The 23,487-nt window shown below is 62.3% G+C and carries 20 protein-coding genes; 7 read left to right on the forward strand and 13 right to left on the reverse strand.

Translation table 11 applies throughout. The annotated features are described in order from the left end of the window. Positions 1 to 236: 236 nt before the first annotated feature. Genes PspCFBP13528_RS21830 through PspCFBP13528_RS21840 form a run of 3 tightly spaced genes read right to left on the reverse strand, consistent with a single transcriptional unit; the run spans position 237 to position 3,875 of the window. Entirely contained in the window at positions 237 to 1,337 is a 1,101-nt protein-coding gene (locus PspCFBP13528_RS21830) for a DUF1513 domain-containing protein (RefSeq protein ID WP_101219736.1), read from the reverse strand. Between the two features lie 2 nt (positions 1,338 to 1,339). Further along, positions 1,340 to 2,404: an imelysin family protein gene (locus PspCFBP13528_RS21835; RefSeq protein ID WP_137201483.1), complete on the reverse strand. Its 1,065-nt coding sequence runs from the start codon at positions 2,402 to 2,404 to the stop codon at positions 1,340 to 1,342. 31 nt (positions 2,405 to 2,435) lie between these two features. Then, positions 2,436 to 3,875, reverse strand: coding sequence for a di-heme oxidoredictase family protein (locus PspCFBP13528_RS21840; RefSeq protein ID WP_137201484.1), 1,440 nt, complete (start codon positions 3,873 to 3,875; stop codon positions 2,436 to 2,438). A 139-nt stretch (positions 3,876 to 4,014) separates the two neighbouring features. Between PspCFBP13528_RS21840 and PspCFBP13528_RS21845 the strand changes: the two genes are divergently transcribed. After that, the gene (locus PspCFBP13528_RS21845; protein WP_065951327.1) at positions 4,015 to 4,578 is read left to right on the forward strand and encodes an NAD(P)H nitroreductase; all 564 of its coding nucleotides are present in this window, start codon (positions 4,015 to 4,017) and stop codon (positions 4,576 to 4,578) included. Between the two features lie 124 nt (positions 4,579 to 4,702). Here the strand turns inward: PspCFBP13528_RS21845 and PspCFBP13528_RS21850 are convergent, their stop codons facing one another. From PspCFBP13528_RS21850 to gap, 7 genes are all read right to left on the reverse strand, one after another. Then, on the reverse strand, positions 4,703 to 6,841 hold the full coding sequence (locus PspCFBP13528_RS21850) for a methyl-accepting chemotaxis protein (RefSeq protein WP_065951328.1): 2,139 nt from the start codon (positions 6,839 to 6,841) through the stop codon (positions 4,703 to 4,705). 138 nt (positions 6,842 to 6,979) lie between these two features. After that, a complete protein-coding gene (locus tag PspCFBP13528_RS21855; protein WP_065951329.1) occupies positions 6,980 to 7,381 on the reverse strand; it encodes a YbaN family protein in 402 nt (133 codons plus the stop codon). A gap of 155 nt (positions 7,382 to 7,536) precedes the next feature. Continuing rightward, positions 7,537 to 8,145 (reverse strand): biliverdin-producing heme oxygenase, encoded by a 609-nt coding sequence (locus tag PspCFBP13528_RS21860; protein ID WP_101219739.1) that lies wholly within the window; start codon positions 8,143 to 8,145, stop codon positions 7,537 to 7,539. A gap of 135 nt (positions 8,146 to 8,280) precedes the next feature. Then, positions 8,281 to 10,848, reverse strand: coding sequence for a TonB-dependent receptor (locus PspCFBP13528_RS21865; protein WP_137201485.1), 2,568 nt, complete (start codon positions 10,846 to 10,848; stop codon positions 8,281 to 8,283). A gap of 117 nt (positions 10,849 to 10,965) precedes the next feature. Next, positions 10,966 to 11,934, reverse strand: a complete 969-nt coding sequence (locus PspCFBP13528_RS21870) for a FecR domain-containing protein (protein WP_065951332.1) — start codon at positions 11,932 to 11,934, stop codon at positions 10,966 to 10,968. A gap of 76 nt (positions 11,935 to 12,010) precedes the next feature. Then, positions 12,011 to 12,529: a sigma-70 family RNA polymerase sigma factor gene (locus PspCFBP13528_RS21875; RefSeq protein ID WP_065951333.1), complete on the reverse strand. Its 519-nt coding sequence runs from the start codon at positions 12,527 to 12,529 to the stop codon at positions 12,011 to 12,013. Positions 12,530 to 12,721: 192 nt separating this feature from the next. After that, entirely contained in the window at positions 12,722 to 13,723 is a 1,002-nt protein-coding gene (gap, locus tag PspCFBP13528_RS21885; RefSeq protein WP_057704386.1) for a type I glyceraldehyde-3-phosphate dehydrogenase, read from the reverse strand. Between the two features lie 222 nt (positions 13,724 to 13,945). On the opposite strand from gap, the gene edd reads away from it, so the two are divergent. From edd to PspCFBP13528_RS21905, 4 genes are all read left to right on the forward strand, one after another. After that, complete coding sequence (edd, locus tag PspCFBP13528_RS21890) at positions 13,946 to 15,772, forward strand: phosphogluconate dehydratase (protein WP_137201486.1); 1,827 nt, start codon at positions 13,946 to 13,948, stop codon at positions 15,770 to 15,772. Next, the gene (locus tag PspCFBP13528_RS21895) at positions 15,769 to 16,725 is read left to right on the forward strand and encodes a glucokinase (RefSeq protein WP_101219742.1); all 957 of its coding nucleotides are present in this window, start codon (positions 15,769 to 15,771) and stop codon (positions 16,723 to 16,725) included. The genes edd and PspCFBP13528_RS21895 overlap by 4 nt, the downstream gene beginning before the upstream one ends. 124 nt (positions 16,726 to 16,849) lie before the next feature. Next, entirely contained in the window at positions 16,850 to 17,584 is a 735-nt protein-coding gene (locus PspCFBP13528_RS21900) for a response regulator transcription factor (RefSeq protein ID WP_101219743.1), read from the forward strand. Continuing rightward, a complete protein-coding gene (locus tag PspCFBP13528_RS21905) occupies positions 17,574 to 19,043 on the forward strand; it encodes an ATP-binding protein (RefSeq protein WP_137201487.1) in 1,470 nt (489 codons plus the stop codon). The genes PspCFBP13528_RS21900 and PspCFBP13528_RS21905 overlap by 11 nt, the downstream gene beginning before the upstream one ends. A 122-nt stretch (positions 19,044 to 19,165) precedes the next feature. On the opposite strand, the gene PspCFBP13528_RS21910 is transcribed toward PspCFBP13528_RS21905, so the two are convergent. Next, positions 19,166 to 20,095: an AraC family transcriptional regulator gene (locus tag PspCFBP13528_RS21910; RefSeq protein ID WP_065951338.1), complete on the reverse strand. Its 930-nt coding sequence runs from the start codon at positions 20,093 to 20,095 to the stop codon at positions 19,166 to 19,168. 328 nt (positions 20,096 to 20,423) lie between these two features. On the opposite strand from PspCFBP13528_RS21910, the gene PspCFBP13528_RS21915 reads away from it, so the two are divergent. Together PspCFBP13528_RS21915 and PspCFBP13528_RS21920 are read left to right on the forward strand one after the other, a co-directional pair. Continuing rightward, entirely contained in the window at positions 20,424 to 20,765 is a 342-nt protein-coding gene (locus PspCFBP13528_RS21915) for an antibiotic biosynthesis monooxygenase family protein (protein ID WP_137201488.1), read from the forward strand. A gap of 41 nt (positions 20,766 to 20,806) precedes the next feature. Beyond that, positions 20,807 to 21,052 carry a hypothetical protein gene (locus PspCFBP13528_RS21920; protein WP_065951340.1) on the forward strand — a complete coding sequence of 82 codons (246 nt, stop codon included), beginning with the start codon at positions 20,807 to 20,809 and terminating at the stop codon, positions 21,050 to 21,052. 106 nt (positions 21,053 to 21,158) lie between these two features. Here the strand turns inward: PspCFBP13528_RS21920 and PspCFBP13528_RS21925 are convergent, their stop codons facing one another. Beyond that, positions 21,159 to 21,791, reverse strand: coding sequence for a flavin reductase family protein (locus PspCFBP13528_RS21925; RefSeq protein WP_065951341.1), 633 nt, complete (start codon positions 21,789 to 21,791; stop codon positions 21,159 to 21,161). Between the two features lie 132 nt (positions 21,792 to 21,923). After that, on the reverse strand, positions 21,924 to 23,243 hold the full coding sequence (locus PspCFBP13528_RS21930) for an MFS transporter (RefSeq protein WP_065951342.1): 1,320 nt from the start codon (positions 23,241 to 23,243) through the stop codon (positions 21,924 to 21,926). Positions 23,244 to 23,487: the final 244 nt, after the last annotated feature.

Consider the following 23,487-nt stretch of genomic DNA (forward strand, 5'->3'; position numbering starts at 1 on the left):
CGTGTGCAGATTGTGAACGGCGCGCGAGCACGCAGGAGCAAGCGGCGCGGCACGGAGCGCCGCAGTCTTGATCAGGACAAGGACGGGGATAAGTAGTCGTTTCGCAAGTTGTTGTGAGAATACTGGAAGGCGATTGAGAGACAGTTCTACAGATTGTGTGGGGGAATGTGCCAAGCAGCTGTCGGCGAATAGGCTCCTGGGTGTCAGCCCAGGAGCGTTGAGATCGAAGCGGGAGGTTACGTCATCAGATGCAGGTGGTTATCCCACAATCCTGCGGGCAAGGTCAGCGGCGTCGCTACTGGCTGTTTCTGGCGGCAATCGTAGAGGCGGCAGCGACCCTGGCCCGAGGTCACGACAAACCCGTCCGCCACCGCGCCCACTCCGGCGCAATCGGGCAGCGGGCCGTCCAGGCGCAACTCGCCATTGTCCATGTCCCAGATAAAGAAGCGATTACCCCGCGGCGCCGTCAGCGCCACCAGCCGCAGCTCGCTGTGTACCGCGACACTGGCGGTGTAGTGCCCCATTGCCTGCCATTGTTCATCGGCCACCGGGAACGCCACGAAAGGCTGACCCGGACGCTTGATGGCGAGCAATTCGGAACGCTCCTGTGACGGTCCCATGAACTGTTGCCCGGTGAGGATGGTGCCATCGCTGGCGATCCCCATGTGGCGCACGCTGTTCATCTGCTGGCCCAGGGTTTCCTTGCTGATCAGGCTGCCGTCGCGGTGCATCAGCACCAGGCTCGGCTCCATGGCGTTGAGGTTCATCTCCACGCGGCTTTCGGCTTCGGTGCGGATGCCGCCGTTGGCCACCACCAGGGTTTCGCCATCGGGCATCCAGGACACCTGGTGCGGGCCGATGCCGTGGGTGGAGATCTCGCCGCTGTGCACCAGCCGCTCGCCTTCGAACTTATACACACCCAACAGGCCACGGCCGGGGTCGGAGGTGTCGTTCTCGGTGGCATACAGCCAGTCGCCGCTCTTGTGGATCACCGCGTGGCCATAGAAGTGGCGATTGGCGTTCGAGGTGATGGTTTGCAGGAGCGCGCCGTCACGCAGGTCGATCAGGTAGCTCTCGGTGCCCGGGCGGCGGGCGACGAACAACGCAATCGGCAGCGTCGGGTGGTTGATGATGTCGTGGCAGCGCTGGCCGACCTGGGTGGCGAACACCTGCTTGCCGTCCAGGCGATAACCGACGGCGTAGTGCCTGCCGTCTGCGTCATCGCGCGCCGACAGCAGCAGCGGGCTCTTGTCCTTGTGCTTGAACAGCGTCCAGCCGCCCAAGGTGAGTGCGCTGAGCAGTACGCTGCCAACCGCCAAAGCCTGTCGCCTGAGCATCATCAGTCACCGTCGTTGGCGTTGAAGCCCAGCTGGATGCCCAGCGCCTTGGCCAGCTCGCCTTCGTGCAGGCGATGGACCACGTTGAGGCTGTCGTAGAGGTCGTTGAGCTGCTGGCGCCCGGCGTCGTCGTTCAACAGTTCGTTGAGGGTACGCTGGTTGCTGGCAAACAGTTTGAGTGACGCGGCATAGGCGGCGTCGATCTTGTCGGCCAGGGCTTTCTGATCGGCCGGCAACAGCCCGCGCAGGCCTTTGTTGTCAACGCCCACCCACACGGTCTGGGCCGCCGCGAGGCTGGCTTCCAGGCTTTGCAGGGACGACTGGCTGCGCCATGCATCGGCCTGGAACGGCTGCGGGATGCCCTTGGTCTGGCGACCCATCGGCGTGCCGAGTTTTTTCTTCAGGGTATCCAGGGCGGTCACTTGCACGCGCAGCAGATCAGCGATGGCTTCGTGGGAGTCGGCGTAACGCTGGTTCGGGAACTTGGTCATCTGCGCAAGCATGCCGTCGGTGCTGTTCCAGCTCGCCAGGATCTCTTCGGCCAGGGCTTTCTGGCGTTCGCCGATGGCCATCAACAGCGGGCAGTAACGGGCTTTCTGGGCCGCGTCGGCAACGTCGGGCCTGGCGTCGTAGAGGATATATTCGTAGGCCGACAGGCCTTGCACCACCACGCTGGATTTGGCGAGGGCGGCCGCATCGATCTGCGGCTGGGCGCTGACCAGTTGCTCGACCTGACGACCCACCAGGTTTTTCTTGTCCGGCCAGAACTGGATCTGCCAGGCGCGGTTGCCTTCGGCCAGCGGGCCGATCAGCAGCGGTTGCAACTCGGCCCAGGCTTTTTGCGCGTGGAGGAAGTCGGCACGGGCGGTGTCCAGGCTTTCTTTATCCTGGCAATAGGCGAGGGCGCTGACGGCCAACTGACGGTCGGCCTCGACCCACCGGCTGTAGGTCGGCAGGATGACTTGCTTGGCGATGGCCGCCGAGGTCACCGCTTGCGGGTCCTGGGGCGAGCAGGCGCCGAGGGCAAGGGCGGCCAGGCTGGTGAACAACAACTTGGGACGGAACATGTCGAGCTCCCTTCTGTAATTGGGGCAAAGCTTATAGAGAATTCAGGAATGCCAGCAACGCGGCACGCTGCTCGGCGTTGAACGACAACACATGCTGCTGCGCCGCCTGCGCTTGCCCGCCATGCCAGAGCACGGCTTCAAGCAGGTTGCGGGCGCGGCCGTCATGCAGAAACTGGGTGTGACCACTCACGGTTTGCGTCAGGCCGATGCCCCACAACGGCGGGGTACGCCAGTCGCGGCCACCGGCCTTGAATTCAGTACGGTTGTCGGCGAGGCCTTCGCCCATGTCGTGCAGCAGCAAGTCGCTGTAGGGGCGGATCACCTGATTGGCCAGTTCGGGTTCGGAGGCGTTGGCGACCGTGGTGAACGTTGGCTTGTGACAGCCCTGGCAACCGGCCTGGTAGAACAGGTTCTTGCCGGCCAGCACCTGTGGCGCGTTGACGTCGCGGCGCAGCGGCACGGCGAGGTTACGCGTATAGAACAGCACCAGGCGCAGAATGTTGTCGCTGACTTCCGGCTCGCCCTCGGGGCCGTTGCCGTTGGGTGCCTGTTTGCAGGCCACCTGGGCGTCGGTGCAGTCATCGAAGGGTCTCAGGGAAGTGGTGAGGCCCATATCACCCGAAAATGCGTGAACATTTTGTTGATTGAGGTTGGGTTGCCCGGCTTTCCAGCCAAAGCGCCCTAAAACGGTCTTTTGCTCGGCGTCATCCCATACCTGGTTCGCCCGGCCGATGATGGCTTCGCTGTCGGCGGTTTTCGGGTCGGTGTTGCGCAGGATGTCGGCGTCGCTGATGGCTTCAAGCAAACCCAGGCCAATCATCGGCGGTGCGACGCGCGCAGAAAAGCGGGTGTCGGGGTGCATCGGGCCATAGCCAAGCTGGGTAATCTGCAGCGCGGGCTTGCGCAACTCGACCACCGTGCCGTCCGTGAACCTGACGTTGACCGGCGTGTAGTCGACGCGCACCTTGCCCTCCGGTGCCACGCTCGGCACGGCCATGTCCTGCAGTTGGCCGCCGTACACCGGCTCGGGCACCACGCCAAGCTGTTCGATGAGTTTGGCGTAAGGCGCCAGCTCTGCATCTGGGGGGGAGATGGACAGGCGCACCAGCATCGACACGGCATTGGGTGCATCGGCCAGCGGTGGGTGGCCCCGGCCGTCCTTGATATGACAGTTCTGGCAGGCGTTGGTATTGAACAGCGGGCCCAGGCCGTCACGCGCAGTGGTGGTCGAGGGCGCGATCACCCAGGGGCTGCGAAAGAAACTGTTGCCGACGCTGAAGTCCAGGCGGCGGGTAGGCGCCAGGTTGGCCGAGGGCAGGGAAAACGCGTTCTGGTCGCGCTTGTTCACGGTCGCCGCGCCGCCGGCCCGCGCTTCACCCGGCTCAGCATGGGTAAACCTTGGGGCGTCGTCGCAGGCAGTCAGGCCCAGGGCCATCAATGCTGCGCACAGGCGTAGTAGCGAACGGAACATCGGGTTTCCTGAACGAAGGCGAAAAATCCGGTGGCAAAGTCTAACAGGGCAGGGCAGTTTGAATAAGAGCAATTATCGTTTGGTGGCATCCCGATGCATTCCGCTAGAATGACCGCACATTTTTTTCTGGAGGTGGCCAATGCAGGCTCTCGACGCTTTGCTCAACCGTGTTTCCGTGCCGCGCTTGCTGGAACCGGCACCGACCCAGGAGCAGCGCGACGTGCTGTTCGCCGCCGCCATGCGCGCGCCCGACCACGGCCAGTTACGCCCGTGGCGTTTCCTCACCGTGGAAGGCCCGGCCCGTGAGCGCATGGGCACGCTGTTGGCCGAAGCGGCGCGTTTGCAGGATGCGGATGCCCCGCAAGCCGCTATCGACAAGGCCCAGAACGGCCCGTTGCGGGCGCCGCTGGTGGTGGTGGTGATCGCCCGCCTGCAGGAGCATTTCAAAGTGCCGAAGTCCGAACAATTGCTGGCAGCCGCCTGCGCGGCCCATGGCATTCTGTTGGCGGCTTATGCGCAAGGGATCGGCGCGGTGTGGCGCACGGGCGAGTTGTCTTACTCGGCTCATGTGGCCAAAGGGCTGGGGCTGACCGCAGATGAAGAAGTGATCGGCTTCCTGTACCTGGGCACGCCGCAGAACCCGCCGCGTACGGCGCCCAAGGAAGATGTTGCGGCGTTCGTCCAGGCCTGGACCGGTCTTTAAGCGGTGCACGGTCAAAATGCGGGAGGGGGCTTGCCCCCGATAGCGGTAAAGTCAGCTACAGATAAGTGACTGACACTCTGCCATCGGGGGCAGGCCCCCTCCCATATTGGACCTGCAGTGTGTCTTAAACCCTGAACTGATCCATCAACTTCATCTGCTGGCTGGCCAGGGCATTGAGCTGGCTGCTGATGGCCGCCGACTCGGTGGCCTGGCCGGTGAGGGTTTCGGTCACGGTGCGGATCGCCGAGACGTTGCGATTGACCTCTTCGGCCACCGCGCTCTGCTCTTCGGCGGCGCTGGCGATCTGCAGGTTCATGTCGCTGATCACGGTCACGGCGTCGCTGATCTTGCCCAGGGCCTGCACCGCTTGATGGATCTGCCCGGCATTGCTTTGGGCCTGTTGTTGGCTGGAATGCATGGTCGCCACCACGTCCCGGGTGCCGCTCTGGATCCGTTCGATCACCAGACGAATTTCCTCTACCGAATCCTGGGTGCGTTTGGCCAGGTTGCGCACCTCATCGGCCACCACCGCAAAACCGCGTCCGCTTTCCCCGGCACGTGCCGCTTCGATCGCCGCGTTCAACGCCAGCAGGTTGGTCTGTTCGGCAATGCTGCGAATCACTTCCAGGACTGAACCGATCTGTTCGCTATTGACGGCCAACGCCTCGACTTCGCCGACGGCCTTGCTGACTTCCTGGGCAAGCGAGGTGATATCGCGGGTGCTTTGCTCGATGATCGACATGCCTTCGCGCGCCGACTGATCCGCGCCGCGTGCCGCGCTGGCGGCATTGGAGGCGCTGTTGGCGACGTCATGGGCGGTGGCGCTCATTTCATTGGACGCGGTGGCCACCTGGTCGATCTCGCGAAATTGCACCTGCATGCCTTCGCTGGTCTGGCGCGCGATGGCCGAGGACTGGTCGGCCGTGCCGCGCGCCTCGGTGATGCTTTGCTTGATCTGCGCGATGGTCGGTTGCAGTTTGTCGAGGAAGCGGTTGAACCAGTTCACCAGCTCGCCCAGTTCGTCTTTTTTGGCATAGGCCAGGCGCTGGGTGAGGTCGCCGTCGCCGCTGGCGATGTCCTTGAGCATGGCGGCCACACTGTTGATCGGACGCGTTACTCCGGTGGCGGTCAGCCAGATCAGCAGCAGGCCCAGCAGGGCCGCGGCGGCGGCGACCAGCAAGGCTTTGAGGGTGCCTGTCGCCTGGGCTTGGTCAAGCACAGCTTGCAGTTTCACGTTATCGGCCAGCATCACCGATTTGGGCAGCTTGATCACCACGCCCCAGGATTTGGCGTCGGCAATCGGCTTGACGGGGTATACGGCACGAATGGTCTCGCCCTGTTCGCGGATCATCGGGCGATCATCGGCGAGCAGTTGCACGATCTCTTTGCCCTCGGCGCCAAGCGTGTCGATCAGGTTCTTGCCCACTTTGGCCGGCTCACCGCTGTAGGCGGCGATCACCCCGGTGCTGGACAGAACCTCCACGTGTGCGGCGCCGTTGAACACGCCCTTCTGCGCCGCATCGGTGTCGGCTTGCAGGGCGTTGAGGGCGATATCGACACCGACGACGCCGATCACCTTGTTATCGACGATCAAAGGCAGGGAGATGGTGGTCATCAGCACGGGCTTGCCGGCCACGGTGTCTTCGTACGGGTCCAGCAGGCACGTGGTGCGCGTGTCGCGCGGGCAGGTGTACCAAATGTTGTAGGGCGTACCGCTGAGGTTGAGGGTGGTCTTGGTCAGGTCAGCCTCGACCATGACCGTGTTCAGGCCTTCGCCGCCGGCCCGGCTCCAGTAGCTGGAGAAACGGCCTTTTTCGTTGGAGACGCGGGCCTTGTCGTCGATGAACTCGCTGTCCTTGCCGTCCAGTGCGTTGGGTTCGAACGACAGCCAGATGCCCAGCACCTTGGTGTTACGGTCGAAAGCGGTTTTGACGCTCTGGTTGAGTTCTTCGCGCAGGGCGCCGGCTTCCAGGGAACGCTTGGCCCCGAGGTTGCGCAGGTCTTTGATCTGGTCGGCGAGGGCGGTGACCGCCAGCAGGTTTTCGTTGAAGGTTTTCTGCAACTGCACGGCCTGTTCGGCCGCCTTGGCTTGCAGCAACTGTTCCACGCCGGCAGTCAGCATGCGTGAGCTTGAGTCACTGACCAGTTGATCGTTCTGGTTGGTGTTGTAGATGTTGATGCCGACCACCAGTGCAATGACCCCTACCAGGCAGAGGCCGGACAGCAGCACGATTTTCAGGCGGATGGAGAGGGTGTCGAACATAGGTTCACTCACGAATGGACTTGTTGAGATGCGCGCAGCAGAGCCAAGTCCATTCGGCGCCATGTCTGAAACATCGGCGTAACAAATCAATTCATGAGCGACAGACGATGAGCGGTAGGAAAACGCCTACGCGCAGTGTTATACGGGCGGTGCAAGCTGCTCGGGGCGAGACCAGATCCACAGATTGCCCAGGCCCATGCCGGCGATTGCCAGGTAGATCGGCCAGCCGTGATCGAGCATCACCAGCATCAGGACGGCGCACAGCAGCATGCTGACGGTGGCGCTGACTTTGGCCCGCCGCGCGATGATCTTGCCATTGCGCCAGTTGAACAGGATCGGCCCGAACAGGCGGTGGTTTTCCAGCCAGGCGCTCAGGCGCGGCGAGCTTTTAGTCGCGGCCCAGGCGGCCAGCAGGATGAATTCGGTGGTGGGTAAACCCGGTATGACAATCGCCACCAGGCCGATCCCCAGGCTGACGTAGGCCAGCAGACCGTAGAGGATCTGCGCGATTCTGGAGGTGGATTGGGTTTTGCCGGTCATAGGTAGGGTTATCACAGAAAAACAATGTGAAATGCGTTCCAACTGTGGGGGGGGGCTTGCCCCCGATAGCGGTGTATCAGTCAATAAATTCTTTGCTGACACACCGCATCGGGGGCAAGCCGCCTCCCACATTTGATTGCATTTCAATCAGTAGGTCAGGCCAGTTCAGGGGCCGTAGCGTACGCCTGTTCCAGCAATACGGTGAAGCGTACAAACGCATCGATTGCGCCTTTTTCTACCGCGGCTTCTTCTTCGGCGCTGAACGGCAGGCCGTCGAGAATGCGGGTGAAGCGCTTCCAGCCTTCGGCGCGTCCACCGACCGGCTCGGCCAGGTGGCGCGCGCCGAAGGTCTCGCTCAGGCCCAGGCCCACGGCCCGTTTGATCAGGAAGGCAGCGCCCAGTTTGGAGCCTTCCGAGACGAACAGCCAGCCCAGGGCTTCGGCCTGGCCCGGGTTGCTCACGGCACCGGCGACCGGCGCGGGTACGTCGGTGTCGAGGTCGCCCAGATCGAGCCTGGCTGCTTCTGCGCGGCAGCGCTCGGCCAGGTCCGGGATGATCCGGTTCAGTTCGGCATCGTTGTACAGCGCGACCAACTCCGATTGGAACAGGTACTGCGCCACCACGAAGCGGGCGAAGTTGGCCTGGGTCTCAAACGGGGCGTGCGCCTTGACCAGTGCGTCGAGCTTGGTGTGCGGCTCGTTGGTGATCTGGTTCAGGCGCTGGGAGCGCAGGCCTGGACGTTCTGCAGTAGGAGAAGCGGTCATGACAAAATCCTTGAGGGGGGAGCGCCTTGTGGCTCTAAAGGGAGCCGTTATCAACTAGACGAACAGGAAGACGCGGCACAGTAAAAAATCCTCACCTCGCCGCACGATCATTGCGGCGAGGTGCGGCAGGGCGCGTCAGATGTCCCAGATCAGGTTGATCGCGAAGTTGCGCCCCGGCTGGGTCAGTCGATCGAGGTTGGCCGGGCCGGTCACTGCGGCTTCGCCGACGCTGTCGTAGCTGCGCACGTCATCCCAGTTCCAGTACTTTTTGTCGGTGAGGTTGTAGAGGCCGCCGTTGACGGTCACGTCGTGGGTGACCTTGTAGTAGGCGGTCAGATCAAGAATGCCGAAGCCCGGCGTCTTGAACGGGCCGCGGGTGTCGCCGTCGGGGGCGTGGAAGGTGCTGCTGTCGACGCGGTTCTGTTTCTTCACCAGGGTCCAGCTCACCAGGCCCCCGTAGTTGTCCTGGTCGTAGCCCAGGCCGAATACGCCCTTGAGCGGGTTGACGCTGTTGAGCGGCTCGCCGTTGTCGTCGTTGCGGCCATGGGCGTAGGAGACCGCGCCTTGGGTATAGAGACCTTGCGGCGCGCCGAACGCATCCAGGTTCAGCCGGCCCTTGGCCTCGGCGCCCTTGATGGTGGCGCGTTTGATATTCACCGCCTGGAACTGCTCGACGGTGCCACCGACCACTGCGTTGTCCTCGTCGATGAAGTCGCGGTATTTGTTGTAGAACACGGCGATTTCGAACGAGCCTTCGTCGAACTTGCCGCGCAGCCCGGTTTCGATGCCCTTGCTGGTTTCCGGCTTGAGGTCGGGGTTGGGCTCCACGGTGTAGCCCAGGTTGAGGTTTTCGAAGCGGCCATACAGCGCTTTGGCGGACGGTGTGCGGAAACCCTCGGCGTACTGGCCGAACCAGGTGTATTGATCGGTCAGGGCATAGGTCAGGCCGAACTTGGGCGTGACGCGGTGCCAGGTTTTGTCCTTGCCGTCGACCGCGTACTCTCCGGTGGGGTTCACGGTGCTGAGGAATTCCTCGGTCAGCTTGGGCTTGAGCCGGGTGTAGTCGTAGCGCACGGCGGGCAGGAAGGTCCAGTTGTCCCAGGTGATCTGGTCCTGGGCGAACAGCGAATAGGTGTTGAGGGTCGGGTCGGGGAAGTCGCTGGATTTCTTCACGCTGTCGCTGGCCGATGGGCTGGGCGCGCCGATGGCGGTGCAGCCGCTGCCGACCGCCAGGCAGGTGGCGCCGCCTTCACGCGAGCCGGTGACTTTCTGCTGCTTGAGGGTGGTGCCGTAGGTCACCTGGTGATCGGTGGCACCGAGGCTGAAGGCCTTGTCCAGCTGTGCATCGAAGACCCACTGTTTTTCTTCGTACAGCGTGTCGCGGGTGCGCAGCACACGGCGGCCGGACTGATAGATTTCGGCGGTCGTCTGGTCGGTCTTGGCGATCTGGTAATTGAGGCTGGTCTTGATGCGGTCGGCGATCGGCGACTCGAGGGCAAAGCTGTTTTCCAGGCCGAAGCGTTCACGGGTAATGGTGTCGTTGCCGCGACGGTCACGGTACAGGTTGAAACCACGGCCACCGATGAACGGGCCGCCCACCGCATTCTTGAGGTTGACGTCGCGATCATCCTTGTACTTCTCGTAGGTCAGGCCCAGACGGTTGTCGTCCCCGTAATTCCAACCCAGTTTGGCCAGCACGTTGGTGGTGCGGGCGTCTTCCGGGTTGGCGCCGGTGCGGGCGAGGCCGGTGGCGTTGTTGCCATCATAGGATTCGGTTTCGTGGCCGTTGCGCTGGCTCAGGTGCAGCAAGCCGTCGACATCCTGCACGCGGCCGGCGACGGTGGCGGAGGTCAGCCAGCTTTCGTCGGCGGAGCTGTAGCCGGTTTTCAGGCGTGCGCCAACGTCCTGGCCGGGCTTGATGATGTCATCCGGGTCGAGGGTGAAGTAACTCACCGCGCCACCGATGGCGCTGCTGCCGTACAGGGCCGAGGCCGGGCCGCGCAGGATCTCCACGCGCTTGACGATTTCCGGGTCGACGTAGTTGCGCCGGGTCTTGGCGTAGGGGCCGTTGAAGAAATTGTCCGGCACTTCCACGCCATCGACCTGGGTAAGAATGCGGTCGCCGTCGATCCCGCGAATGTTATAGCCCGCGTTGCCCGAGCGGGTGCCGGCGCCGCCCACGGACACGCCCGGTTCGTAACGCACCAGCTCACGGGTGTTGTTGACGTTCTGGCGGTCCAGTTCCTGGCGGTCGTGCACGCTGACCATGCTCGGTACGCTGTCGACAGCCTGCTCGGTGCGGGTGGCGCTGATGGTCACTGGCTGCAGGTTGAGGGCGCTGCCGGCGGCACGTTTCTCCAGGACGATGGTGTTGTTGCCCAGTTTGCGGTAGCTCAGGTTGGTCCCCACCAACAGCCGCTCCAGCGCCTTCTCCGGCGACAACGCCCCGCGCACGCCCGGCGACGACACACCCTGGCCCAGCTCGGCCGGCAGGCCGACTTGCCAGCCGGTCACGCCGGTGAACGCGTTCAGCGCCGCCACCAGCGGCTGCTGTTCGATGCTGAAGTTGTAGTTGCCGTGGCTGCGCGGCGCGGGTTCCGCGGCGGTTGCGGCCATTGCCGCCGGCACGCCGGCCATCAGTATGGCAGCGGTCAGCAAGGACAGAACGGGCGAACAAGACCGGCGGTTGAAACGAGAGGACATCGAGAGCGCTCCGGAAATACGAATCTTATAGTTGCGAACCGAAATCAAATAGGAATCAGTTGCATTGGCTATAACGAGACGTATCGCCGGTTAATATCGAGTAAAAATATTTCTCATTCAGTTCAAAATCACCAGCGCCGGGTATTCCGACAGCTTGGCCGAGGTGATGTGGGCCAGGGAACGCACCACGTCCAATGGTTGGTCGAGGCGGTAGTTACCGGTGACGGCGACGCTGGCGAGCTTGTCGTTGGTGTTGACGATCCAGCCCGGATAATAGCGGCGCAACTCCGCCAGCACTTCGCTCATCGGGCAGTTTTCGAACACCAGCCGGCCCTGGACCCAGGCCAGGTCCTTGCCGGCGTCCAGCTTGGCCGGCTGGCCGAAGCCCCTGGGGCCGATGCGGATGCTTTCGCCGGCACTCAGGCGCACCCGGGCGTCGTCGAAGGTATTGCTCAGGTCGACATCACCGCGTTGCACTTGCACCTGGGCTTCGCCGTTGAGATAGCGCACGGCAAACGCAGTGTCGCGCACGCTGGCGCGCACCGGGCCAGCGTCGATTTCCAGCGGCAGGCCACGGGCGGGGGCGATGTCGAAAAACGCTTCGCCCTGGTAGAGGCGGGCGATGCGCTGGTGGTCTTGGATGCGGCTGGAAAACGCCGAATGGGTGTTCAGCAGGACATGGGAGCCGTCATCCAGTTGCAGACGCTGGCGCTCACCGACCACAGTGAGGTGGTCGGCCTGCAGGCGTACCGGCAGGTCGCTGAAGCTGAACAGACCGAGCAGCAGCACGGCAGCGGTGGCCAGGGGTTTCCAATGCGGTTTGACCCGGCGCCAGGCGCTCGGTCTGCGCGGCGCGGCCAACGCCACGGCGGCGCTGTGCACCGGCGCGCCACCCCAGGCGGACTGGGCCTTGCTGAACGCGTGGGCATGCGCCGGGTCCTGCGCCAGCCAGGCCTGGAAGGCGGCTTGTTGGCCGGGTTGCGGGCACTGCAAGGCGATCAGCCAATCGAGCGCTTGGTCCATGGCCGTGTCTTGCAGCACCTCATGAGCCAGCTCATGGGGGCGCAGTCTATTCGGGTCCGTCACGGTGTTCCTCGGGTCTTCGCCACGTTTTATTCATTATTTCCTACAGGCTGGATCGATAACCTCTGTCTGATGGAGCTTAAGGCTGATCCAACCGCTCGGCTACACCTACACAGATGGCCATGATCAATTTCAGTTCCTTCTGCACCGTGCTCAAGGACACTTGCAACTGATCGGCAATCTCCTGGTAGCTGCAACCGTGCAGGCGGCTGAGGATGAAGATCCGTTGCTGGCGCGCGCTCAACTGGCCCAGGCTGACGCTCAGGTGCTCAAGCAATTGCTCGGCCTGGGTGGCGTCTTCGGGCGTGCTGATGGGGGCGGCGACGCTTTGCAGGATATCCAGCGGGACATCTTCCTGCAGGGTGCGGGCCTGGATCCTGCGCGAACGCAAATGGTCCAGCGCCAGGTTGCGCGCGGTCTGGTAGACGAAGGGTTCAAGGTGGTCGATCGGCCGCTCACTCAAGGCCCGAGTCACCCGCAGGTAGGTTTCCTGCAACAGGTCCTCGGCGGTGCTGTGGTTATTCACCATGCGCTGCAGCGTGCGCAGCAGGATCACCCGTTGGGCGAGAAAGACGTGGTTGAAGCGAGATAGGCTCACAGTGATACCAGACCGACATGCAGTTAATGATAATGCTTATCATCAACTGAAATGGCAAGTGGCACTTTGCTAAGCGTTAATCCTGTAGGAGCGAGCTCGCTCGCGAAGGTCGTCAACGATAACGCTGGCAGCCTGAATGAACGCGGTGTTTATGCGTTCTTCGCGAGCAAGCTCGCTCCTACAGTCCGAGGATTACTCGGCGTTACACAGCGCCAGGCAGTTATCCAGCATCCGGTTGGAGAAGCCCCACTCGTTGTCATACCACGCCAGTACCTTGAGCAGCTTACCGCTGACCTTGGTGTGGTTGGCATCGAAGATCGACGACAGCGGGTTATGGTTGAAGTCACTGGAAACCAGCGGCAGGGTGTTGTAGCCGAGGATTTTCGAGTGCTGGCTGGCCTGCTTCAACAGTGCGTTGACTTCGTCGGCGGTGGCTTCTTTTTTCAGCTGTACGGTGAGGTCCACCAGCGACACGTTGATCACCGGCACGCGCACGGCCATGCCGGTCAGCTTGCCCGCCAGCTCCGGCAATACCAGGCCGACGGCTTCGGCGGCGCCGGTCTTGCTCGGGATCATGTTCTGGGTGGCCGAACGCGCGCGGTACGGGTCGGTGTGGTAGACGTCGGTCAGGTTCTGGTCGTTGGTATAGGCGTGAATGGTGGTCATCAGGCCGCTTTCGATGCCCAGCTCCCGGTGCAGCACCTGGGCGACGGGTGCCAGGCAGTTGGTGGTGCACGAAGCGTTGGAGATGATCTGGTGCGATTGACGCAGAATGTCATGGTTTACGCCATAGACCACGGTCGCGTCCGCGCCCTTGGCCGGCGCGGAGATGATCACCTTGCGCGCGCCGGCGCTGATATGCGCGGCAGCCTTGTCACGGTCGGTGAACAGGCCGGTGCATTCGAACACCACGTCAATCTTGTGCGCGGCCCACGGCAGGTCGGCCGGGTTGCGAATGGCACTCACGGCAATCCGGTCACCGTTGACGGTCAGGCTTTCCTGATCGTGGGCGACCTCTGCGTCGAATGTGCCATGTACGGTGTCGTATTTGAGCAGGTGGGCATTGATCGAACTGTCGCCCAGGTCGTTAATGGCGACGATCTGCAGATCCTGGCGATAGCCTTGGGTATACAGTGCGCGCAGGACATTACGGCCGATACGGCCAAAACCATTGATTGCGATACGTAGAGTCATTGGAAAAGTGCCTGTCGTCGATTTGTTGTAAGAATTACAAGATTATTCGCATAAAAATAGAAAACAAGCCTTTTTAGTGGCAATATTTTGTTCAATCTACAACGAGTGACCTGAATCAACTGGTCCGATGATTCAAACGACCCCCTGCCATCCCATGAGCCGTGGGCGTTTGATCAGCATAGACTCTCAGGTCGCCACATCCGTTAGCCTGGAGTTCTATACATGCATCCCCGCGTTCTTGAGGTCACCGAACGGCTTATCGTCCGCAGCCGCGCCACCCGCGAGGCCTACCTTGCGCTCATTCGCGGCGCCGCCAGCGACGGTCCGATGCGCGGCAAGCTGCAATGCGCCAACTTCGCCCATGGCGTGGCCGGTTGCGGCACCGAGGACAAAAACAGCCTGCGCATGATGAATGCCGCCAACGTGGCAATTGTTTCTTCATATAACGACATGCTCTCGGCGCATCAGCCGTACGAACATTTCCCTGAACAAATCAAGAAAGCCCTGCGCGAAGTCGGCTCGGTCGGCCAGTTCGCCGGCGGCACGCCCGCCATGTGCGACGGCGTCACCCAGGGCGAGCCGGGCATGGAGCTGAGCCTGCTCAGCCGTGAAGTCATCGCCATGTCCACGGCGGTAGCGCTGTCCCACAACATGTTCGACGCCGCGTTGATGCTGGGCATCTGCGACAAGATTGTTCCCGGCCTGATGATGGGCGCGCTGCGCTATGGTCACCTGCCAATGATCTTCGTGCCCGGCGGGCCGATGCCGTCGGGTATCTCCAACAAGCAGAAGGCCGATGTGCGCCAGCGCTACGCCGAAGGCAAGGCCAGCCGCGAAGAGTTGCTGGAGTCGGAGATGAAGTCCTATCACAGCCCCGGCACCTGCACCTTCTACGGCACCGCCAACACCAACCAACTGTTGATGGAAGTCATGGGCCTGCACCTGCCGGGCGCTTCGTTCGTCAACCCGTACACGCCGCTGCGTGACGCATTGACCCGCGAGGCCGCGCACCAGGTCACGCGCCTGACCAAGGCCAACGGCAACTTCACGCCCATCGGCGAGATCGTCGACGAAAAATCCATCGTCAACTCCATCGTCGCCCTCAACGCCACGGGCGGGTCCACCAACCACACCCTGCACATGCCGGCCATCGCCATGTCGGCGGGTATCATCCTGACCTGGCAGGACATGGCCGACCTCTCCGAGGTGGTGCCGACCCTGTCTCACGTGTACCCGAACGGCAAGGCTGACATCAACCACTTCCAGGCGGCGGGCGGCATGTCGTTCCTGATCCGTGAACTGCTCGAAGCCGGCCTGCTCCACGAAGACGTCAACACCGTGGCGGGTAAAGGCTTGAGCCGCTACACCCAGGAGCCGTTCCTGGTCGATGGCGAACTGATCTGGCGCGACGGCCCCATCGAAAGCCTCGACGAAACCATCCTGCGCCCCGTGGCCCGTGCGTTTTCGCCGGAAGGCGGCTTGCGTGTGATGGAAGGCAACCTTGGCCGTGGCGTGATGAAAGTGTCTGCGGTCGCACCGGAACATCAGGTGGTCGAAGCGCCGGCGGTGGTGTTCCAGGATCAACAGGACCTGGCCGATGCCTTCAAGGCGGGCCTGCTGGAAAAAGACTTCGTTGCGGTGATGCGCTTCCAGGGCCCGCGTTCCAACGGCATGCCCGAATTGCACAAGATGACCCCGTTTCTCGGCGTATTGCAGGACCGTGGTTTCAAAGTCGCGTTGGTAACAGACGGGCGCATGTCCGGCGCCTCGGGTAAGATTCCCGCCGCGATCCACGTCAACCCCGAAGCCCAGAGCGGCGGGCCGCTGGCACGGGTCCAGGATGGCGATATCATCCGCGTCGATGGCGTGACCGGCACCCTGGAGCTTAAGGTGGACGCCGACGTATTTGCAGCGCGCACGCCTGCCACTGGCCTGTTGGGCAATAACGTGGGCGCTGGTCGCGAGTTGTTTGCATTCATGCGCTTGGCCGCAAGCTCCGCAGAGCAGGGCGCCAGCGCCTTTACCTCTGCCTTGGAGACGCTTAAGTGAAGTTAGCGCTGGTCGGTGATATCGGGGGTACCAACGCCCGTTTTGCGTTGTGGCGGGATCAGGCACTGCACTCTATTCGTGTGCATGCCACGGCGGACTACCCCAGCCCTGAAGACGCGATCAGGTTCTATCTGGCGGAAGAAGGCTTGAATATCGGCGATATCGGGGCAGTTTGCCTGTCGGTTGCCGGGCCGGTGAGCGGCGATGAATTCAAGTTCACCAATAATCACTGGCGCCTGAGCAAGACGGCGTTTTGCCAGGCGTTGCAGGTGGACGAACTGCTGCTGGTCAACGATTTTTCGGCCATGGCCCTGGGCATGACCCGCCTGCAGCCCGACGAATTCCGGGTAGTCTGCGAAGGCACCCCGGAGCCGTTGCGCCCGGCAGTGGTGATCGGCCCCGGCACCGGCCTCGGCGTCGGTACCCTGCTGGACCTTGGCGCAGGGCGCTTTGCGGCATTGCCGGGGGAGGGTGGCCATGTTGACCTGCCCCTGGGCAGCCCGCGCGAAACCCAGTTGTGGCAGCACATCCACAGCGAGATCGGCCATGTCAGCGCCGAAACCGCCTTGAGCGGCGGCGGCTTGCCGCGCCTGTACCGGGCGATCTGCGCGGTGGACGGGCACACACCGGTGCTGGACACGCCCGAGGCCATCACGGCAGCGGGCCTGGCGGGCGATCCGGTGGCGATGGAAGTCCTGGACCAGTTCAGCATCTGGCTGGGCCGGGTGGCGGGCAACAATGTGCTGACCACCGGCGGGCGTGGTGGCGTGTACATCGTGGGCGGGGTGATACCGAGGTTTGCCGACTTTTTTATCAACAGCGGTTTTGCCAAGAGCTTTGCCGATAAAGGCTGCATGAGCGACTACTTCAAGGGCATCCCGGTGTGGTTGGTGACGGCGCCGTACTCCGGCTTGACCGGGGCGGGTGTGGCGCTTGAGCAGGCATTTGCTTAGGCTGTGATGGCCTCATCGGGGGCAAGCCCCTCCCACCTATCGATTTGTGAATACCTTCAAATGTGGGAGGGGGCTTGCCCCCGATGAGGCCATCAAGAACACCCCACAACAACAAGGAGGCCCCGTGAGCGTAATCAGTAAATCCATTCTCCTCGTCGACGACGACCAGGAAATCCGCGAATTGCTGCAGACCTACCTCAGTCGCGCCGGCTTCCAGGTGCGTGGCGTGGCCGATGGCGCGGGGTTCCGCCAGGCGATGAGCGAGGCGCCGTGCGACCTGGTGATCCTCGATGTGATGTTGCCGGACGAAGACGGTTTCAGCCTCTGCCGCTGGGTTCGCCAGCACCCGCGCCAGGCGCAGGTGCCGATCATCATGCTCACCGCCAGTTCCGACGAAGCCGACCGCGTGATCGGCCTGGAGCTGGGCGCCGATGACTATATCGGCAAGCCGTTCAGCCCCCGCGAATTGCAGGCGCGGATCAAGGCGCTGTTGCGTCGTTGTCAGTTCGGCCAGGAGCGTAGCGGTGCCGGCGAGGTGCTGGTGTTCGACGAATGGCGCCTGGATACGGTCAGCCACCGTCTGTTTCATGTGGACGGCGAAGAGGTGATCCTCTCCGGTGCCGACTTTGCCTTGCTCAAGCTGTTTCTCGACCACCCGCAACAGATCCTCGACCGCGACACCATCGGCAATGCCACCCGTGGCCGCGACCTGATGCCGCTGGACCGCATCGTCGACATGGCCGTCAGCCGCTTGCGCCAACGCCTGCGCGATACCGAGAAACCTCCGCGGCTGATCCGCACCGTGCGCGGCAGCGGCTATCAACTGGCAGCCAGCGTGGTTGCCGGCAATGCCCACTGAACACCTGAGCGAACGCCGCCGCCGTTTTCCCGTGCCACGCTCGCTGCTGGGGCGCATGTTGCTGCTGACCTTGCTCGCCGTGTTGTTCGCCCAGGCGCTGTCCAGCGTGATCTGGGTCTCGCAGCTGCGCGCCACGCAGTTGGAAGGCCTGGTCACCAGCGCCCGTAGCCTGGCGCATTCGATGACCGCCAGCGTGAGTTACTTCCGTTCATTGCCGGTGGCCTATCGCCCACTGGTGCTCGACCAGTTGCGCAGCATGGGCGGCACGCGTTTTGTGGTGACCCTCAATGATCGTCCGCTGGACATGCAGGTATTGCCCGAAACCCCGCGCAAGCAGGCGGTGCTGGTGGCTGTGGACGACGTGTTGCGCCAGACCCTCGGCGCCGATGTGCATATCTCGGTGGAGTTCGTCAGCGCCGAAGACCTGCGCATCTTCAATGCCGGCCTCAAGCTCGACGAACTGCCGCGCTCCTGGGCCCACTACGCGTTGACCCTGGAGCCGGTCAACCCACCGGTACTGGTCACCCAGATTCAGCTGGCGCCGGGTGAATGGCTGTACATCGCCTCGCTGTTGCCCGAACCCTACACCAGCCTTGAAGAGCAGGGCCTGCCGGCCCAGCAGGTGTGGTTTATCGTGTTGACCAGCGGCTTCCTGCTGCTGTTTATCGGCCTGCTGGTGCATTGGCAAAGCCGACCGCTCAAGCGCCTGGCCCGGGCGGCGCGGGACATGTCCCTGGGGGCGGACGTGGAGCCGGTGGCCGAAGGCGGCGGCAGTGAAGTGGTGGAAGTGGGGCGTGCGTTCAATGCCATGCGTGAGCGCATCAGCCGCTACCTGACCGAGCGCAGCCAGCTGTTCAGCGCGATCTCCCACGACCTGCGCACCCCCATCACGCGCCTGCGCCTGCGCGTGGAATTGCTCGACGATGAGAACCTGCAAAACAAATTCGGGCGTGACCTGGATGAGCTGGAATTGCTGGTCAAGGGCGCGCTGCAGTGCGTGAAAGACACCGATATCCACGAAAACATTCAGCCGGTGGACCTCAACCACGTGCTCGAATGCCTGGTGGAACCCTACCTTGCGCCCAACGGCAACGGACGAGTGACCCAGCATGGGCAGGCCCTGACCACCTATCCGGGCAAGCCGCTGGCGCTCAAGCGCTGCATCGGCAACCTGATCGACAATGCGTTGAAATACGGACAGAACGCGCATTTGCACATCGAGGACGATGGCGCCGAGTTCATCCTGCACGTGGACGACGAAGGCCCCGGCGTGCCGGAACAGCGCCTGGAGCAGGTGTTCGAGCCACACTTTCGCCTGGCCGGGCAGCAGCAGGGCTACGGTTTGGGATTGGGCATTGCGCGCAATATCGCCCATAGCCATGGGGGCGAAGTGAGTTTGCAGAACCTGCGCGAAGGCGGCCTGCGCGTTACCTTGCAGCTGCCGCGCGGACTAGACTGACTGAACTCGGATCTAATGTGGGAGGGGGCTTGCCCCCGATAGCGGTGGGTCAGTTGCAAATGAGCTGACTGATACACCGCAATCGGGGGCAAGCCCCCTCCCACATTTTGAAACTCATTGAGTCAGATGCTTTGGCGCAAGCGGGCCAAGTCGCGCAAGGGCGGCGCGCCGAACAACCGGCTGTACTCCCGGCTGAACTGCGACGGGCTTTCATACCCCACCCGATACCCCGCCGCCGAGGCCTCCAGCCCTTCGGCAATCATCAGCCGCCGCGCTTCCTGCAGGCGCAGTTGTTTCTGGTACTGCAGCGGGCTCATGGCGGTGATCGCCTTGAAGCGGTGATGCAAGGTCGACACGCTCAGGTTCACTTCCCGGGCCAGGTCATCGATGCGCAGCGGCTGTTCGTAGTTGCCGTTCAACCACTTGATCGCCTGGCTCACCCGGTGACTCTGGCTGTTGGCGACGGCGATTTCATACAGGCGATAGCCTTGGGGACCACGCAACAAGCGGTAGAGAATTTCGCGGTTGATCAGCGGCGCAAGCATCGCGATGTCTTTGGGCGTGTCCAGCAGGCGGCTCAAGCGCAGCACGGCATCGAGCAGTTGATTGTCGATGCGGTCGACGTACATGCCACGGGACGTAGGACGCGACGGCACGCCCATCGGGCCGGCTTCGGCAATCAGTGCGGTGAGTTGGGCCGGGTCGATATTGATGCGCACCGACAGGTTGGGGTCTTCCGGGGTGGCGTCGATAATCCGCCCGGCCACCGGCATGGCCACCGAGAACACTAAATAGTTGAGCGGGTCGTAGGCGAAGATTTCGTCGGCCAGGCGCACTTCCTTGCTGCCACTGGCGAGGATGCACAATGCCGGCTCCACCAGCACCGGCATGAAGTCGCGCGGCGTGTTATGGCGGTTCAGGTACAGCGAAGTGATCGCCGTACCGTAGGAACCGTCTTCCCAGGTATGGCGGTGCACGATGCTGGCCAGTTCGGCACGCTGCTTTTCCATCTCGGCATCGAGGGGAGTGGGCTTGAGGTCAGGCGACGACATGAGGCGTCCTCTACACGCGAGTTTGATGGGGCTCAGCTTAGCGGTGGAGTTTCAAACAGTGTTACGTCAATTCTGCACAATCCTTGCCTGATCCTGCGCCCTGTCGTGAATCAGGCAAGCAAAGCCGCTGTCATCTCCCTGAAACACGCCGCTCGGGCGTGGAATAAAACGGCTGCGCGAACGTCCTGCCTACGCTTCTGGCAGGATTGTGCAAGAAGCCTGCAGGAATCGACTAACCGCGCCCAACCCTGCGCGGCTATCTTTGATCCTGTGGCAACACGCCCTCACCGTGGTTGCCGAGCATCACTTCTCAACGGGAGAGTCGAACATGTCCACCCCCATTCCCGCGAGCCATATGGCCTTTATCCGTGCCCGTACCGGGTGCAGCACCGAGCTGGGTGCACGCTTGAGCAGTTTGATCGAACCGGGCCGACAGGCTCAGGGTTGCCTGCAATTTTCGTTGCAGCATTCCCAGGTCGACCCCGATGTGTGGTTGGTCACGGGTTTATGGAGCAGTGAGCAGGCGATGAGCGCCTACTTCAATTCCCCGGCCCTGATCATCTTCACCGAGTTGTTGAACGACAGGGTCGTGCGCAGCATGGATTTCCAGACCTTCACCGACGCATCCGCCGTCAACGCCTACGGCGAGTACCTGCAACTGGCCGGTTAGGGGTTAGAATGGCCGACTTTTCATTGGCCAGGACCTGCAACATGGCACGTAAACAATTTGCCCACCACGAAGCCGTTTCCGCCGTCGTACCGGGAGAGAGTGGCTACAGCGCCGCCGTTGCCGTCAAGGCACTCGATGGCATGGGCGCTCCGCGATTTCACAAGATCCTGGACGGTCAGACGTTCAAGACCGCGTCCGATGCCGATGATGCGGCGGCTGTGCAGCTTGAGTGCCTGGTTGATGTGGATGCAGACGGCCAACTGGTTTGGGCGCCTGCCGCTGACTAAATGCGGGAGGGGGCTTGACCGATAGCGGTGGGTCAGCCAGCAAATTTGCAGCTGATGCACAGTGATCGGGGGCAAGCCCCCTCCCACATGTTTGATTGCATTTCAGTCAGGGTTTTGTGGCGCCTGGCCGGTACATCTTGAACAGCGCTTCAGGGCCTAACTGGAAATAATCCGCCGGGCCGCCACCGCGCAGAATCGGCTCGGCGGCGGCCGTGTCGTAGATCCCATCCTTGAGCAGCCATTTGGCGATGTGCACCGCGACCACTTCGCCCAGCACCAGCCAGCTGGGGACCAACTGCTGGTCGGCGCGTTGCAGCTGGATAATCTGCGTCACCTTGCATTCGAACGACACCGGGCTCTCGCCCACCCGCGGGACGCCGACGATTTTCGAAGCCATCGGCGTCAGGCCGGCCAACTCGAATTCATTCACGTCCGGCGAAACAGCCGCGCAACTCTGGTTCATCTGCTCGGCCAGCGGGCGGGTCGCCAGGTTCCACACGAACTCGCCGGTCTGTTCAATATTGTTCAGGCTGTCTTTGCGCCCGACGCTGGAAAACCCAATGATCGGCGGAATGTAGTTGAACGCGTTGAAGAAGCTGTAGGGCGCCAGGTTCAGGCGACCTTCGCGGTCGTGTGACGAGATCCAGCCGATCGGGCGCGGGCCGACGATGGCATTGAACGGATCATGGGGCAGGCCGTGGCCGTTGGCGGGTTCGTAGAAGTGGATATCGTCGGACATAGCCTGTCTGCTCTCAATTCTGGAGCCCACATCATATCCAATGTGGGAGGGGGCTTGCCCCCGATATCGGTGGTTCAGTCACTGTATAGATGACGGATACACCGCTATCGGGGGCAAGCCCCTCCCACATTTTTAGTCGGTGGTAATCCGCGAATGCTTGCGGGTGTCCTTCATGGTCACATAGACCAGCAACGACACCGCGATACACGCGGTCACGTACCAGTAATAACCGGTCTCCATGCCGATGCTCTTGAACCACAGGGCAATGTATTCAGCGGTGCCGCCGAAGATCGACACGGTCAGGGCATACGGCAGGCCCACGCCGAGGGCGCGGATTTCAGTCGGGAACAGCTCGGCTTTGACCACCGCATTGATCGAGGTATAGCCGCTGACGATGATCAGCGCGGCCATGATCAGGAAGAACGCGCCCCACCAGGTCTGGATGGTGTGCAGGGTGGTGAGGATCGGCACGGTAAACAGCGTGCCGAGGACGCCGAAGGCGATCAGGATCGGGCGCCGACCAATCTTGTCCGACAGGCCGCCCACCAGGGGTTGCAGGCACATGAACAGAAACAGCGTCGCCGCCGAGATGGTGGTGGAGTCGGAGATGCTCATGCCGACGGTGTTCACCAGGTATTTCTGCATGTAAGTGGTGTAGGTGTAGAAGGCCAGGGTGCCGCCCATGGTCAGGCCCACCACGGTGAGCAGTTCCTTGGGGTGGCGCATCAAGGTGCGCATCGCGCTTTCCTTGGCTTTTTCCTTTTTGGTGAACGACTCGGTTTCTTCCATGCCGCGACGCAGATAGAGCGCAACCACTGCGCACAGGGCGCCGATGGCGAACGGAATGCGCCAGCCCCAGGCGTACAGTTGCTCGGTGGTCAGCAGTTGTTGCAGCACGATCAGCACCGCCAGCGCGATGAGCTGGCCGGAGATCAGGGTCACGTACTGGAAGCTGGAGTAGAAACCGCGACGTTCCTTGGTCGCCATCTCGCTGAGGTACGTGGCGGAGGTGCCGTATTCGCCACCGACCGACAGCCCCTGCAGCAACCGGGCAAACACCAGCAGGATGGGGGCACCGATACCGATGAGTTCATAGCTTGGGCTCAGGGCAATCAACAGTGAGCCGAAGCACATCAGGTAGACCGAGGCCATCAGGGCTTTTTTACGCCCGACTTTGTCGGCGTAAAGGCCCATCAGCCAGCCGCCGATAGGACGCATCAAAAAGCCCACGGCGAAGATCGCGGCGGTGTTGAGCAATTGGGCGGTGGTGTCGCCTTTGGGGAAGAAGGTTTTGGCGAAGTACAGCGAGAATGCGGCATAGACGTACCAGTCATACCACTCGACCATGTTGCCGACGGAGCCGCTGAAGATCGATTTGATCCGGCTGGAGGTCGTGCGTTCTTTCGCCGGCGCAGCTGCCGACCCCAGAGGCAAGGTATTGGAGTTATCCATTGAAGGATCCTTCATCTAGTTGTTTTTATGGAGCGTGCTTGAGCACTGCCTGACTTGGGCTATAGCAGAAGCTGTGCCAGGTGGATGAAGGCCCGGGGTAGAAGGGTTTCAAGGTTTTTTTGAGCGGAAAGTTGCTGATGGTTCTGGAGCGATGAGCGGAAATCCGCTTATGGCTGCGGGCGTCATCGGGGGCAAGCCCCCTCCCACATTTTGATTTGTGAACACATCCAAGTGTGGGAGGGGG

It is taken from the genome of Pseudomonas sp. CFBP13528, from assembly GCF_005233615.1.
Classification (GTDB): domain Bacteria; phylum Pseudomonadota; class Gammaproteobacteria; order Pseudomonadales; family Pseudomonadaceae; genus Aquipseudomonas; species Aquipseudomonas fluorescens_AM.

Excerpts from the sequence above, each read along its gene's own strand:
- PspCFBP13528_RS21845 (WP_065951327.1), top strand. The coding sequence starts at position 4,015 with ATGCAGGCTCTCGACGCTTTGCTCAACCGTGTTTCCGTGCCGCGCTTG.
- PspCFBP13528_RS21915 (WP_137201488.1), top strand. The coding sequence starts at position 20,424 with ATGTCCACCCCCATTCCCGCGAGCCATATGGCCTTTATCCGTGCCCGT.
- PspCFBP13528_RS21865 (WP_137201485.1), bottom strand. The coding sequence starts at position 10,848 with ATGTCCTCTCGTTTCAACCGCCGGTCTTGTTCGCCCGTTCTGTCCTTG.
- PspCFBP13528_RS21855 (WP_065951329.1), bottom strand. The coding sequence starts at position 7,381 with ATGACCGGCAAAACCCAATCCACCTCCAGAATCGCGCAGATCCTCTAC.
- PspCFBP13528_RS21930 (WP_065951342.1), bottom strand. The coding sequence starts at position 23,243 with ATGGATAACTCCAATACCTTGCCTCTGGGGTCGGCAGCTGCGCCGGCG.
- PspCFBP13528_RS21920 (WP_065951340.1), top strand. The coding sequence starts at position 20,807 with ATGGCACGTAAACAATTTGCCCACCACGAAGCCGTTTCCGCCGTCGTA.
- gap (WP_057704386.1), bottom strand. The coding sequence starts at position 13,723 with ATGACTCTACGTATCGCAATCAATGGTTTTGGCCGTATCGGCCGTAAT.
- PspCFBP13528_RS21835 (WP_137201483.1), bottom strand. The coding sequence starts at position 2,404 with ATGTTCCGTCCCAAGTTGTTGTTCACCAGCCTGGCCGCCCTTGCCCTC.
- PspCFBP13528_RS21840 (WP_137201484.1), bottom strand. The coding sequence starts at position 3,875 with ATGTTCCGTTCGCTACTACGCCTGTGCGCAGCATTGATGGCCCTGGGC.
- edd (WP_137201486.1), top strand. The coding sequence starts at position 13,946 with ATGCATCCCCGCGTTCTTGAGGTCACCGAACGGCTTATCGTCCGCAGC.
- PspCFBP13528_RS21925 (WP_065951341.1), bottom strand. The coding sequence starts at position 21,791 with ATGTCCGACGATATCCACTTCTACGAACCCGCCAACGGCCACGGCCTG.
- PspCFBP13528_RS21860 (WP_101219739.1), bottom strand. The coding sequence starts at position 8,145 with ATGACCGCTTCTCCTACTGCAGAACGTCCAGGCCTGCGCTCCCAGCGC.
- PspCFBP13528_RS21910 (WP_065951338.1), bottom strand. The coding sequence starts at position 20,095 with ATGTCGTCGCCTGACCTCAAGCCCACTCCCCTCGATGCCGAGATGGAA.
- PspCFBP13528_RS21905 (WP_137201487.1), top strand. The coding sequence starts at position 17,574 with ATGCCCACTGAACACCTGAGCGAACGCCGCCGCCGTTTTCCCGTGCCA.
- PspCFBP13528_RS21830 (WP_101219736.1), bottom strand. The coding sequence starts at position 1,337 with ATGCTCAGGCGACAGGCTTTGGCGGTTGGCAGCGTACTGCTCAGCGCA.
- PspCFBP13528_RS21850 (WP_065951328.1), bottom strand. The coding sequence starts at position 6,841 with ATGTTCGACACCCTCTCCATCCGCCTGAAAATCGTGCTGCTGTCCGGC.